The 12505-nt window shown below is 67.4% G+C and carries 11 protein-coding genes; 2 read left to right on the top strand and 9 right to left on the bottom strand.

Features of this window, described 5'->3' with window-relative positions; all coding sequences use genetic code 11:
• Positions 1–120: 120 nt before the first annotated feature.
• From WKW80_RS10290 to WKW80_RS10275, 4 genes are read right to left on the bottom strand one after another with little or no spacing between them, the layout of a single operon-like run.
• The gene (locus WKW80_RS10290) at positions 121–1194 is read right to left on the bottom strand and encodes a PLP-dependent cysteine synthase family protein (protein WP_340363468.1); all 1074 of its coding nucleotides are present in this window, start codon (positions 1192–1194) and stop codon (positions 121–123) included.
• Positions 1195–1204: 10 nt separating this feature from the next.
• Entirely contained in the window at positions 1205–3766 is a 2562-nt protein-coding gene (locus WKW80_RS10285; RefSeq protein WP_340363467.1) for an FtsX-like permease family protein, read from the bottom strand.
• Between the two features lie 58 nt (positions 3767–3824).
• The gene (locus WKW80_RS10280; RefSeq protein ID WP_340363466.1) at positions 3825–5054 is read right to left on the bottom strand and encodes an RNA polymerase sigma factor; all 1230 of its coding nucleotides are present in this window, start codon (positions 5052–5054) and stop codon (positions 3825–3827) included.
• Positions 5051–5407, bottom strand: coding sequence for a YciI family protein (locus tag WKW80_RS10275; protein ID WP_340363465.1), 357 nt, complete (start codon positions 5405–5407; stop codon positions 5051–5053). Before WKW80_RS10275 ends, WKW80_RS10280 begins: the two co-directional genes overlap by 4 nt.
• 119 nt (positions 5408–5526) lie before the next feature.
• Here WKW80_RS10275 and WKW80_RS10270 point away from each other — a divergent pair, with 119 nt between their 5' ends.
• Both WKW80_RS10270 and WKW80_RS10265 read left to right on the top strand, forming a co-directional pair.
• On the top strand, positions 5527–6504 hold the full coding sequence (locus tag WKW80_RS10270) for a threo-3-hydroxy-L-aspartate ammonia-lyase (RefSeq protein WP_340363521.1): 978 nt from the start codon (positions 5527–5529) through the stop codon (positions 6502–6504).
• Positions 6501–7130, top strand: a complete 630-nt coding sequence (locus WKW80_RS10265; RefSeq protein ID WP_340363464.1) for a flavin reductase family protein — start codon at positions 6501–6503, stop codon at positions 7128–7130. The genes WKW80_RS10270 and WKW80_RS10265 overlap by 4 nt, the downstream gene beginning before the upstream one ends.
• Before the next feature lie 9 nt (positions 7131–7139).
• Here WKW80_RS10265 and WKW80_RS10260 read toward each other — a convergent pair whose 3' ends face one another.
• The 5 genes from WKW80_RS10260 to mutL form a co-directional block, all read right to left on the bottom strand.
• Complete coding sequence (locus tag WKW80_RS10260) at positions 7140–7562, bottom strand: hypothetical protein (protein WP_340363463.1); 423 nt, start codon at positions 7560–7562, stop codon at positions 7140–7142.
• Positions 7563–7827: 265 nt separating this feature from the next.
• Positions 7828–8484: an ABC transporter ATP-binding protein gene (locus tag WKW80_RS10255; protein ID WP_340363462.1), complete on the bottom strand. Its 657-nt coding sequence runs from the start codon at positions 8482–8484 to the stop codon at positions 7828–7830.
• Positions 8485–8518: 34 nt separating this feature from the next.
• On the bottom strand, positions 8519–9532 hold the full coding sequence (gene miaA, locus WKW80_RS10250; protein ID WP_340363461.1) for a tRNA (adenosine(37)-N6)-dimethylallyltransferase MiaA: 1014 nt from the start codon (positions 9530–9532) through the stop codon (positions 8519–8521).
• Between the two features lie 43 nt (positions 9533–9575).
• Positions 9576–10517 carry an alpha/beta hydrolase gene (locus tag WKW80_RS10245; protein ID WP_340363460.1) on the bottom strand — a complete coding sequence of 314 codons (942 nt, stop codon included), beginning with the start codon at positions 10515–10517 and terminating at the stop codon, positions 9576–9578.
• 115 nt (positions 10518–10632) lie between these two features.
• Entirely contained in the window at positions 10633–12480 is a 1848-nt protein-coding gene (gene mutL, locus WKW80_RS10240) for a DNA mismatch repair endonuclease MutL (protein WP_340363459.1), read from the bottom strand.
• Positions 12481–12505 lie beyond the last annotated feature (25 nt).

The raw sequence follows: 12505 nt of genomic DNA, 5'->3' as shown, positions 1-12505 counted from the left end.
GCGACGCATGAAACCAGGACGGGCACGGCGAAGTCTTTTCGCGGGCACCCGCGCAACCGGCCTTGACGGGCCGCCGGGTGCGCCCGCTCGAGGAGACGCCGCAGGCGCTTCGGGCGTGTTTCATTTCAGCAGCGATTCGATGCGTCGCTCAGCCGCGCTCACGTCGCCGAAAGCCTCGCGCACCCAGTCGACATCGTGATAGCTGGGCAGATAGCGCTCGCCCGCATCGCAGAGCAGCGAAAGGATTGCCCCTGGTCGGCCGGCATCACGCATCTCGTGCGCCAGCGCGAGCATCGCCACCAGGTTGGTGCCGGTCGACGGTCCGACCTTGCGGCCCAGCAGCGCGGAGAGCGCACGCATCGCCGCCACCGAATCGGCATTGGGCACTTCGATCATCCGGTCGACCAGCGTGCGGATGAAACTGGCCTCCACGCGCGGCCGCCCGATGCCTTCGATACGGGAGCCCGGCGCGGTCAATGATGCGTCGCCGGTGCGCCAGTAGGCGCCGAATACCGAGCCCTCCGGATCGGCCACGCAGACCTCCGTGTCGTGGCAGCGATAGCGCACGTACCGGCCGATGGTTGCGCTGGTGCCACCGGTGCCCGCACCGACGACGATCCATGCCGGGACCGGATGCCGCTCGTGCGCCATCTGCTCGAACATGCTCTGCGCGATGTTGTTGTTGCCGCGCCAGTCGGTCGCGCGCTCGGCGTAGGTGAACTGGTCCATGTAATGGCCGCCGCTGCGCTCGGCCAGCGCACGCGCCTCGTCGTAGACCTGTGAAGCATGGTCGACGAAATGGCACTCCCCGCCATGGAAACCGATCTGCGCGACTTTTTCCGGCGAGGTGAGGCGCGGCATCACCGCCACGAAGGGCAGGCCAAGCAGCCGTGCGAAGTACGCCTCGCTCACTGCGGTCGAACCGCTCGATGCCTCGACGATCGTGGTGCCTTCGCGGATCCAGCCGTTGCACAACGCGTAGAGGAACAGGGAGCGTGCGAGCCGGTGCTTGAGGCTGCCCGTGGGATGCGTCGACTCGTCCTTCAGGTACAGGTCGATGCCGGACGCGGCCAGCATCGGCAGCGGCAAAGGAATGAGGTGCGTGTCGGCGCTGCGCTGGTAGTCGGCTTCGATGCGGCGGATCGCTTCGGTCTGCCAGCTTGCGGCGCGGGCGGGTCGTGCGGCGCGTGTCATTGGGGGATTGTCACCAGTCTTCCTTCACTGCGAGCACCGCGTCGCGACCGGCGGCGGCCCGGCCCGCAAGCCACGCCGTCACCGTGCCGGCGGCGATGACCGCGGCGCACAGGGCGAGCAGGCGACCCCAGGGCACCAGCATGTCCATGGTCCAGTGGAAGCTCTGCGGATTGACCACCTTCACCAGCACCACCGACACCGCGAGCCCGAGCGCGATGCCGGCAAAGGCGCCAATCACCGTCCATGCCGCGCCTTCGCCGGCGACGACCGCGAGCACCTGTTGCCGCGTGAAGCCGAGGTGCGCCAGCAACCCGAACTCCTTGCGCCGCGCCAGCACCTGTGCGCTGAAACTCGCGGCCACGCCGAACAGCCCGATCGCGATCGCCACCGCCTGCAGCCAGTAGGTGACTGCGAAGCTGCGGTCGAAGATGCGCAGCGACATGGCGCGCAATTCGCCGACGGACGCGAACTCCAGCGCGTCGCCCGCGATCTGCCGCTGCGCGGCCAGCGCGCGGATGGCCTGCTGCACCTGCGCATCCGCTGTGCCTGGTGCGAGCCACAGCGACACGTCGTTCACCGTGCGGTCACCGGTCAACCGCTCGAAGTCGCGCGCGTCGAGCACGATGGAGCCGAACTGCCGCACGTAGTCGCGCCACACGCCGACCACGAAGAAATCGACGGGCGTTGTGCCATCGCGCTCGAATGTCTTTGCCAGCGGCGCAAACGAGGTACCGGGCCGCGCGCCGTAAAGGTCGAACATCGCTTCGCTGACATAGACGCCGATGCTTCCCTCGGGGGCCTTGAACGCGTCGCCGACCAGTGGCAAGGCCTGCGTTGCATCGCCTACGAAGCTGCGTGCCAGCAGCGTGACGGGCGGCTGCGTCGGCGTCAGCGAAACCTGCCGCGCGCGCACCGTGCTGACACGCGTCACACCGGGTACATGCGCGATGGCTTCCACCAGGTCGGGGCCGAAAACGCCCGTGTCGCTGGCACTCCCCGCCGAACCCACGTTGGCCGCACGAAGGTAGAGGTCGGCGGGCAGGACCACATCGAGCCAGCGCGTGACCGAATCGCGAAAGCTCGCGACCATCACCGTGAGCGCCACGGCCAGGCTCAGGCTTGCGACCACGCCGCTGACAGCGACCGCCGCGGTGCCGCGCATGCGCCGCGCACGCTCCACCGCGAGCAGCGGCAGCAGGCGCTTCGACATCATCGGTGCCAGCCGGTCATAGATCAGCGCGATGAGGCCCGGCAAGCCGGTGATGCCGCCGACCAGCAACAACCCGACGGACAGGTAGGCCGCAATGGGCATGCCGTACACAGCCGGCGCGAACGCCATCAACGCGCCGCCAATGCACAGCACGATGGCGACCCATTGGCGGCCGGAGCCCGTGGGGGCGGACCCCAGGCCCTTGAGCGTCTGCGCCTCCGGCAGTGCCTGGGCCGCGCGCGCCGGATACCAGCCGCCAACCATCGCCGCCAGCACGCCGAGCGCGCCGTACAACAACGCGGCAGACGTGCTCCAGTGCAACGCAGGCGCCACGCCGGCGAAGTAGCCGCCGCCCAGGTCGCCTCCCAGCACCTTCAATGCAAACGCGGCCAGCGCGGTTCCCAGTCCGATGCCGACGATGCTGCCGACGAAGCCGAGCGCGAGCGATTCGACCAACACCAGGCGCAACCGCTGTTTCGGCGTGAGTCCGAGCACCCCGAGCAGTGCGAACTGCTGCGCCCGCTTGGCCACGCTGAGCGCCAACACCGAGAACACCAGGAACGCGCCGGTGAACAGCGCCACCAGCGCCAGCACCGTGAGGTTCACGCGATAGGCGCGCGACAGGTTGCTGACGCGCTGCGCCGCATCGCCGGGCTCGGCGATCTGCACTGCCACTGGCCAGCCGGGCGATTTCTGCAGTGACTGCACGAATGCGGCACGGTCAACGCCCGGCGCCAGCCGCAAGTCGATGCGCGTGAGTTGCCCACCGCGACCGAACAGGTCTTGCGCCGCGCCGATGTCCATCACCACCAGCGCCTTGCCGCCGGCCGCGACACTGCCGGCAACTTCCACGCGGTGTGTCGCGGCGCCCCTGCGCAACTCGAACGAGGCCAGGTCGCCCAGGGCGGTCCGAGCGGCTGCGTTGAGGAAGACCTTGCCCGGCGCGAACAGCGAGAAGCGGGGGGCGCCGCTGGCCGGCCTTGGCATCAACTCCGGCGCAATGGATGGCAATGCCAGCGCATCCACGCCCATCACGCGAATCGACAATGGCGCCGACGAACCGGGCCTCAGCGCTACCGCGTTGATCTCGACCACCGGGCTCGCCAGCGCCACGCGCGGATCGGCGACGACATGCGCGAAAAGCGACTCGTCGAAGCTGCCTTGCGAAGCGCGCAATTCAAGATCGGGCTGACCGTTGACCGAACGCACCGCGCTCGAGAACTCGTCCAGCGCCGAGGCGTTGATGAGATGAACCGAAAAGGCCAGCGCCACGCCCAGCATCACCGCGATCACGGCTGCCGCATTGCGCCACGGGTGGTGGCGCAACTCCTGCCAGGAAAAGGTGGAGAGCAGGGCGCGCATGAAGGGGATTAAACACCCCTGAAGCGCCTGCGGCGCCTTCCCCTCGAGCGTGCCGGCGTCAGGCTGCTCCCGATGCCACGCGCGCCAGATGCGCTCTCACGGCTGGTTGCACGGTCAGCCCGATCGCGCGCTGAAACGCAGCCTGTGCCTCGACGCCCCGCCCCGCCTCCGCCAATAGATGAGCGCGAGCGGCCCACCATGGCTGGTAGTTCGACACCACGTTCGCGTCGAGCGCGTCGAGCGCGGCGAGCCCCGCCAGCGGACCGTCCGCGCGCGCCACCGCACAGCAACGACTGACCTGCGCGCCCACGCTGGGCCGCAGCGCGAGCAGGCCGTCGTAGAGCGATACCAAGGCAGCAGCAGGGACGTCGGCGCCGAGCCGGCGCTGCGTATGGGCCGACTGGATGGCCGCCTCGAGCTGATAGGGTCCTGGCGCCGACAGGCTTGCTGCGTGTCGCAGTGCGTGTTCGGCTTCTGCAACCATGCCCCGATTCCATTGAGCGATGTCTTGCGCGTCCAGCGGCACATAGGCTCCCGCGCCGTCACGCCGCGCCGCCGTCCGCGATTCGCAGAACAGCATCAGCGCAAGCAACCCGAGCGGCTCGGGCTCGGTCGGCATCAGCCGGCACAGGATGGCGCAAAGCTCCATCGCCTCGTTGCTCAGGCGGCGTGTGAGGTCGGTGCCGTCGATGTCATCCCAGCCCGTGCCGTAGGCCGCATAGATGCCGTCCAGCACATCCTGCAGGCGATCGGGCAGATCGCGCGCCTCGGGGAATTCGAAGGGAATGCCGGCCTGCCGGATGCGTGTCTTGGCGCGCACGAGCCGCTGCCCCAACGTGGCCGGCGCCGTGAGAAACGCGCCGGCCATGCGTTGCACATCGAGCCCGAGCACCGTTTGCAGCATCAGCGGCGTGCGCGCGGCCGCATCGATGGCCGGATGCGCGCACACGAACAACAGCCGCAGGCGCTCGTCGGGCACCGCGCCGGCGGCTTCGCTCTCCGTGAACTCGTCGGCCAGCAGGTGCAGCGTCTGGGCCGCGGCTTCATGCACCTGGTCATGGCGCCACACGTCGAGCGTCTTGCGCCGCGCCGTGGTCACGAGCCAGGCCGCCGGGTTGTCGGGCACGCCGGTGCGCGGCCAGGTCTCGAGGGCGCTTTCAAAGGCGTCGGCGAGCGCGTCTTCGGCCAGTGCAATGTCGCGCGTGCGTGCCGACAGGATCGACAGCAGCCGGCCGTAGGAATCGCGCGCCGCGCGCTCGGCGGCCCGGCGTGCCGCTTCGGGGTTCACATCTCGGATCGCATCATCACCGGACGCACTTCCACGCCGCCGGTCGAGGCGCACGGTGCGCGCGCGGCCCACTCCAGCGCGGCGTCGATGTGCGGTACGTCGAGGATGAAGTAGCCGCCGAGTTGTTCCTTGGTGTCGGCGAAGGGGCCGTCCTGCACCTGGCGCTTGTCGCCGCGCACGCGCAGCGTGGTGGCGGTGGAGGGAGGCAGCAGCCCCTCGCCGCTGAGCACGGTGCCCGATTGGTAGATGGCGCCGACGTAGGCCATCCAGCTTGCCTTGTGGGCTTCGGCCCGCTCGTCGCCGTACTTGGCAAGGTCGTCGGGGGTGACGTAGAACATCAGCATGTATTGCATGGTCGTGGCTCCTGGAAAGGGGTTGTCGAGCAGTATGGCTCGCCTGCATGACGCGCAGGCGCGTGGCGCTTCGACAGCGTGCCGGATTATTTTTCTTCGCCATGGGCTATCTTCGGCCCATGCTTCAACTCCCCACCTATGACGACGTCTTCGCGGCCGCCAAGCGACTCGAAGGCCATGCCCACCGCACGCCCGTGCTCCGCTCGACCACGGCCGACGAGCGATGGGGCGCGCAATTCTTCTTCAAGTGCGAGAACTTCCAACGCATGGGCGCGTTCAAGTTTCGCGGGGCGTTCAACGCCCTGTCGAAGTTCGACGCGGCGCAGCGCAAGGCCGGCGCCATCGCCTTCTCGTCGGGCAACCATGCGCAGGCCATGGCGCTGGCGGCGCGCATTCTCGGCATGCCGGTCGTCATCGTCATGCCCTATGACGCGCCGGCCGCCAAGCTGGCGGCCACGCGCGGCTACGGTGCCGAGGTGGTCCAGTACGACCGCTTCAAGGAAGACCGCGAAGCCCTGACGAGGCGCATCGCCGCCGAGCGCGGAATGACGTTGATCCCGCCCTACGACCATCCCGATGTCATCGCCGGACAGGGCACGGCGGCGATGGAGTTGATCCTGGAGACCGGCCGTCCGCTCGATGCGCTCTACGTGTGCCTGGGCGGCGGCGGCCTGACCAGCGGCTGTGCCTTGGCCGCCCGAGCCTTGATCCCTCAATGCCGCGTCTACGGAGTCGAACCCGAGGCTGGCAATGACGGCCAGCAGTCCTTGCGCAAGGGCGAGATCGTGCATATCGACACGCCGAAGACCATCGCCGACGGTGCGCAGACCCAACACCTCGGCCAGTACACATTCGGCATCATCAAGCGCGACGTGACCGATATCGTCACGGTCAGCGACGCCCAACTCGTAGAAGCGATGCGCTTCTACGCCGAGCGCATGAAGATGGTCGTCGAGCCGACCGGCTGCCTCGCCTTCGCCGCTGCCTGCGCGGCTGGCGATGCCATCCGCGGCAAGCGCGTGGGCGTGATCGTGAGCGGTGGCAACGTCGACATGGCGCGCTACGGCGCTCTGCTGTCGGGAGCGGCCGCGGCATGACCGCTCGCAACGACGGCATGCACTTCTACGAGCCGCGTCTCGGTACCGGCCTGCCGCACGATCCGTTCAATTCGATTGTCGGCCCGCGACCCATCGGCTGGATCTCGTCACGCGGTGCCAACGGCGGCGTGAACCTTGCGCCCTACAGCTTCTTCAACGGCTTCAACTACACGCCGCCAATCGTCGGTTTTGCGAGCATCGGCTACAAGGACACGGTACGCAACATCCAGCAGACGCGCGAGTTCGTCTGGAACCTGGCCACGCGTCCGCTGGCCGAGCGGATGAATGCCAGCTGCGCGACCGTGCCGCCGGAAGTCAACGAATTCGAGTTGGCCGGCCTGACGCAAGTGGCGTCGCGCCTGGTCTCGCCGCCGCGCGTGGGCGAAAGCCCGGTCGCATTCGAATGCAGGCTCACGCAATCGTTTCAGTTGCAGTCGGCCGATGGCAGCGCCATCCAAACCTGGATGACACTCGGGGAGGTTGTCGCGGTGCATATCGACCGCTCGCTCATCAAGGATGGCGTGTACGACACCGCTGCGGCGCGCCCGATCCTGCGAGGCGGCGGGCCTGCTGATTATTTCGAGATCTCGCCCGAATTGCGATTCAGGATGCGGCGCCCGGCCTGAGCTTTCCTTTCAGTGGGCTTGCAGTGGAGCGGCGGCGCGCGTCGCGGCGGTGGACTCGTCGCCCACTTGTGGCACGCGCATGAAGTCGGCCAGGTGCAGGTCATCCGGGACGGTGTCGACGATCTGTTCCATGTAGGCCGGGTAATTGGCGGTGCGCAATCGCAGTTCGATGCCGGCGCGGCCGAGCTTCTGGCGGACCAGGTCGCAGCGCGCACGCAGCATCGCGATGACGTGCTTCTCGGCCTCGAGCAGGGCCAGGCGGGCCTCGAACCAGGGCTTGAATTCTCCTGCCGTGGGCCACGACTGTGGCGGTTGCAGGGCCCAGAAGTCCTTGCTGCGTCGCGGCAGGGCTTCATAGGCGGCTTTGTCGGCTAGATACGCCGCTTCAAGAGCGTCGGTGACTTGGCGGTATTCCTCACGCAAGCTGGGCATAACGAGTGTTTTCTTGCTGATGAGCCTACAGTATGAGTGTGACAAAGCGTTTCAATGTGTCATTTCGGAGAATTCCGGAAAATATTTCTTGACATTTGAAAATGACGTAAACCCTTAGACTTACTTTTTGGCCAATGGCACGTAGGCGTGTATTTTTTTGCGGCCCGGAACGGGCGCAAAAACAAGCCGCGATGCAACGGAAATCAATCAGGAAATTCGTGCGCATCCTCGGCGATGAAGAAGCGCCGGATATTGCGCAGCACCCTCAGGATGTGCTGGAAACGATGCCGTCGGCACGCAGGTGCAGCACCCGGTCGGCGCGTGCCGCAGCCGCTTCCGAATGCGTGACCAGCACCAGCGACGCGCCGTGTTCGCGCGACTGCTCGACCAGCACATCCATCACGCGGGCGGCGGTGGCGGGGTCGAGGTTGCCGGTCGGCTCGTCTGCCAGCAGCAGGCTGGGGCGGTGCACCAGCGCGCGGGCAATCGCCACGCGTTGCAATTGACCGCCGGAAAGTTGCTGCGGTAATCGTTCGCCCAGACCTTCCAGCCCAACGATTGACAACATGTGTTGCACCCGGCCTGCATCCGTGTGGCCCAGCAGCATCAATGGCAGCGCGACGTTCTGGGCCACGTCCAGATGCGGCAGCACATGAAAAGCCTGGAACACGAAACCGACATGCCGCCGGCGCCAGAGCGCACGCGCTTCGTCGTCGAGCGTGGCCAATGCGATGCCGTCGTGGCGTACGCCGCCGGCATCCCAACTGTCCAGGCCGGCCATGCAGTTGAGCAGCGTGGACTTGCCCACGCCGGATTCGCCGACGATGGCGACGAATTCTCCTGCCGCGACTTCGAGCGACACATGCTCGAACACGGTCGCCTCGCCGTAGCGCTTGGCCAGATCGTCGACCTGGAGCGTCATGAGGCTGGTTCGCCCGGGCGGCTCGCCGCGGTGCTCATTCGATTCCCATCGCGGCATCCACCAGTTGCGCCGTGGCGTCGGGGGCCTCGGCGGCAATGACGCGCCGGGCCGGCATGCTGCGCAGCCATGTGATCTGCCGCTTGGCGAGCTGCCGAGTGGCGGCGATGCCGCGTTCGCGCAATGTGCTGATCGGCCAGGGCCGGCCTCCGGATGTCGATGGGTCTTGCGGGTGTTCGTCCAGGAATTCCCACGCCTGGCGATATCCGACGCAGCGCATCGCCGGCATGTCGGATCGCAGGTCGCCGCGGGCCCGGAGCGTTCGCATCTCGTCGAGGAAGCCGTTGGCCAGCATCGCATCGAAGCGGCGGGCGATGCGCTCGTGCAGCCATGCGCGGTCCGCGGGTTCGAGCGAAAAGACGATGCCAGCCGGCGCTTCCGCGGCAGCGAGCCGATCCGTGTTCCTTGCCGAATGAAAGCTCGACAGCGGCCGCCCGCTCGCATGCCATACCTCGAGCGCGCGCTGGATGCGCTGGCTGTCGTTGGGCGACAACCGCGCGGCTGTGATGGCGTCGACCTCGGCGAGTTTGGCGTGCATTGCCGGCCAGCCCAGCGCAGCACCCTCTGCATCGAGGCGCGCACGCACTGCGGGTTCGGCGGCTGGCATCTGGTCGATGCCGTCGATCAGCGCCTTGAAGTAAAGCATCGTGCCGCCAACGAGCAGCGGCAGCCGGCCGCGCCCACGGATTTCCGCGATCAACCGCGTGGCGTCCGCGACGAACGCGGCGGCGTTGTAGCTTTCGCTCGGGTCGCGGATGTCGATGAGGTGGTGCGGCACGGCGGCCAATTCGGCAGCGCTGGGTTTCGCGGTGCCGATGTCCATGCCGCGGTAGACCAATGCCGAATCGACACTGACGATTTCAACCGGGCGTTCGCACGCCAGCGCAAGCGCCGCGGCTGTCTTGCCGCAGGCCGTGGGGCCGGCGATGCCGACCCACGCGGCCGAGGGGGCCGGGCTGGGAACGGCCATGTCGGCAGTGGAAGAGGGCATGCGCCCGAGGTTAACAAACGCACACGCCCTGGAGGCGCGATGGTCAGATCTGGCGGCCGGCGTCGTAGGGGCGCATGGCCGCGGCTCGTGGCGGCGTGGCGCCAGGCGTCGCTTGCTGCTGCGGCGCTGCGGGGTCAGGCGCCTTGACGCTGAACAGTTGTTCCACCGCCGCGCGGTATTCCGTCCCGCCAACCGTGTTGGTGCTGTGATGGGAGCCGCCTTTCACCAGCACGAACATCTTGGGGTCCGTGGCCGCGTCGTACAGCTTGCGGCCGAGTTCGGGGCGGATCAGGTTGTCCAGCGCGCCATGCACCACCAGGAGCGGCGCGCCGATATCCTTGACCTTGGCGAGTGCGTCAAACGGCTGCGTGATGAAAGGCTCGAACGGGAGCCAGCCCCACTTGAAGCTGCTGACCACGTCCGAAATCGATGTGAACGTGCCTTCGACGATGACACCGCTCTCGTCTTTTACGCTCGCCGCCAGATCGATGCCGATGGCGCCGCCCAGCGAGTGCCCGAAGATGTAACGGCGCTGTTGCGGGTGCCTCGCAGCAAGCCAGGTCCAGGCGGCGCGCGCGTCTTCTCGGGCCGTGTCTTCCGAGGGCAAGCCCTTTGTACTCTTGCCGAAGCCGCGATAGTCGATGGCCAGCACCGAAAAACCCAGCTCATGCATCCGCCGGATGCGCGGTGCCGAGCCGTTGACGTTGTAGCGCGCGCCGTGCAGGTACAGGAGAACAGGCGTGTCGGCCGATTCGGGCTTGTTGCCAAGCCAGAGCCCATGCAGGCGGGCCGGCTCACCGGTGAGCGACGAGCGGAAGTCGATCCACACTTGCTCCATGCCGGCAGTCTGGTCGGCGGTATTGCCCCAACTCCTGTCGCTGGGCTGGAAGATCCATTCGCGCTGGTGCTCGTCGAGCGAGGAGCAACCACCCGCGAGAAGCGCGATCACGGCAGTGGTTGAAGCGAAGATGGACCAACGTTTCATGGGTGGCAGAGGGAGAGCCAGCTGGCGCGAAAGTTCCGGCGACCTGCCAGCAATGGCCGCTCGACAAGGCTATGCAACGCTCGTGCCCGGCGATCCGACGACACGTTTCATGATGTTACCGGCCTCGCAGGAAAAGTGCATCCAGTTCTCGCACCGAAAGTTGCCGCCAGGTCGGTCGCCCGTGGTTGCACTGGTCGGATCGTTCGGTGGCTTCCATCTGGCGCAGAAGTCCATTCATTTCGTCCAGCGTCAGGCGCCGATTGGCGCGCACGGCGCCGTGGCAGGCCATGGTCGACAGCAGTTCGTTCTGCGCCCGCTGCACGACTGTGCTCGCGTCGTGCTGACCCAGTTCGGCCAACACACTGCGGGCCAGTTCGACCGGATCGCCATCGGCCAGTGTGCCGGGCACGGCACGAACCGCCAGCGTGCGCGGCGAAAACGGCGTGATCTCCAGTCCCAGCGTGGCCAGCACCGCGACGCAGGCCTCTGCAGTGGCGACCTCCTGCGGCGTGGCGGCGAACGTGGCCGGAATCAGCAATGGCTGGCTGGTGATGGCGGCGTTTTCCAGTTGGGTCTTGAGCCGTTCGTAGACGATGCGCTCATGCGCTGCGTGCATGTCGACAATGACCAGGCCCTGGCTGTTTTCGGCCAGCACGTAGATACCCTGGAGTTGGGCGATGGCGCGGCCCAGCGGCCAGGCATCGGCGTTGGCGTCGCCGGTTGCCGGGAGCGGCGCGACTGGCTGGCGTGCGGACTGGACGGTGGGCTGCAACGTCGGCTCGACTGCAGGGCGATCGAGCCGTTGCTCCGGCCACATCGCGGCTGCGTCGCCCAGACCGCGTTCCGAGGCGAAATGGATGGCCGGCTGCGACCACGGCGGCGATGCGACAGGCGCGGCCTGCCTGAAAAATGGTGCGGCGGGCGCGCCAGCTGCGTCGCCCGCGCGCGGTGCCGCAAGGGCATCCTCGATCGCGTGCCGCACGGCCTGGTGCACTTCGCGGCCATCGCGGAATCGCACTTCGATCTTGGTCGGGTGCACATTCACGTCCACGCGTGACGGGTCGATCTCCAGATACAGCGCGTACACCGGCTGGCGCTGGCCGTGCAACACGTCCTCATAGGCGCTGCGCACCGCGTGGGCCAGCACCTTGTCGCGGACGAAGCGGCCGTTGACGTAGAAGAACTGCTGGTCCGCGCGCGACCTCGCGGCGTCCGGTATGCCGGCGCGGCCCCAGACGCGCACCGTGCCGCCCGGACGGTCGACCGCCACGCTCTGCGCCACGAAATCGTCGCCCAGCACGTCGCCCAACCGTTGCAACTGCGGCTCTGCACCCGTGGCAGTGCGCCATTGCTCCACCAGCTTGCCTTCGTGCCAGATCGAAAAGCCGACGTCCGGGCGCGCCAGTGCGTGCCGGCGCACGGCTTCGACGCAGTGCGCGAGTTCGGTGGCGTCGGTCTTCAGGAATTTGCGACGCGCCGGCGTTGCATAGAACAACTCGCGCACCTCGAGGGTGGTGCCGAGCGCACGTGCCACCGGGCGCAATTCACCGGTGCGACCATCAAGGGCCCACGCATTGTCGGCACCGGTCGCGCGCGAGAGCAGGGAGAGGTCGGCAATCGCGTTGATCGCCGCCAGTGCCTCGCCCCGAAAGCCCATCGTACCGACCGTTTCGAGCTCGCCAAGGCTTGCAATCTTGCTGGTTGCATGGCGTCGCAATGCCACGGTGAGTTCGTCGCGAGGAATGCCGCCGCCGTCGTCCTCGACGGAAATCAGCCGAACGCCACCGGCCGACAGTCGCACCGTGATCTCGCGCGCCCCGGCGTCAAGCGCGTTGTCCAGCAATTCGCGCACCACCGAGGCCGGCCGCTCGACCACTTCGCCTGCTGCGATCTGGCTGATGAGATCGTCCGGGAGTTCGCGTATGGGGCGCCGGGTGGAGGCGGCGGGAAGAGAGGCGTTCACGAGGTGATTCTAGGAGTCGCCGGGC

Origin of the sequence: Variovorax humicola, from assembly GCF_037889915.1 — a bacterium.
In the GTDB taxonomy this organism is placed as follows: domain Bacteria; phylum Pseudomonadota; class Gammaproteobacteria; order Burkholderiales; family Burkholderiaceae_C; genus Variovorax; species Variovorax humicola.
This window is presented reverse-complemented; position numbering and strand designations above follow the sequence as displayed.

Excerpts from the sequence above, each read along its gene's own strand:
- WKW80_RS10275 (WP_340363465.1), bottom strand. The coding sequence starts at position 5,407 with ATGCAATACATGCTGATGTTCTACGTCACCCCCGACGACCTTGCCAAG.
- WKW80_RS10260 (WP_340363463.1), bottom strand. The coding sequence starts at position 7,562 with ATGCCCAGCTTGCGTGAGGAATACCGCCAAGTCACCGACGCTCTTGAA.
- WKW80_RS10270 (WP_340363521.1), top strand. The coding sequence starts at position 5,527 with ATGCTTCAACTCCCCACCTATGACGACGTCTTCGCGGCCGCCAAGCGA.
- WKW80_RS10285 (WP_340363467.1), bottom strand. The coding sequence starts at position 3,766 with ATGCGCGCCCTGCTCTCCACCTTTTCCTGGCAGGAGTTGCGCCACCAC.
- miaA (WP_340363461.1), bottom strand. The coding sequence starts at position 9,532 with ATGCCCTCTTCCACTGCCGACATGGCCGTTCCCAGCCCGGCCCCCTCG.
- WKW80_RS10290 (WP_340363468.1), bottom strand. The coding sequence starts at position 1,194 with ATGACACGCGCCGCACGACCCGCCCGCGCCGCAAGCTGGCAGACCGAA.
- WKW80_RS10255 (WP_340363462.1), bottom strand. The coding sequence starts at position 8,484 with ATGACGCTCCAGGTCGACGATCTGGCCAAGCGCTACGGCGAGGCGACC.
- WKW80_RS10265 (WP_340363464.1), top strand. The coding sequence starts at position 6,501 with ATGACCGCTCGCAACGACGGCATGCACTTCTACGAGCCGCGTCTCGGT.
- WKW80_RS10245 (WP_340363460.1), bottom strand. The coding sequence starts at position 10,517 with ATGAAACGTTGGTCCATCTTCGCTTCAACCACTGCCGTGATCGCGCTT.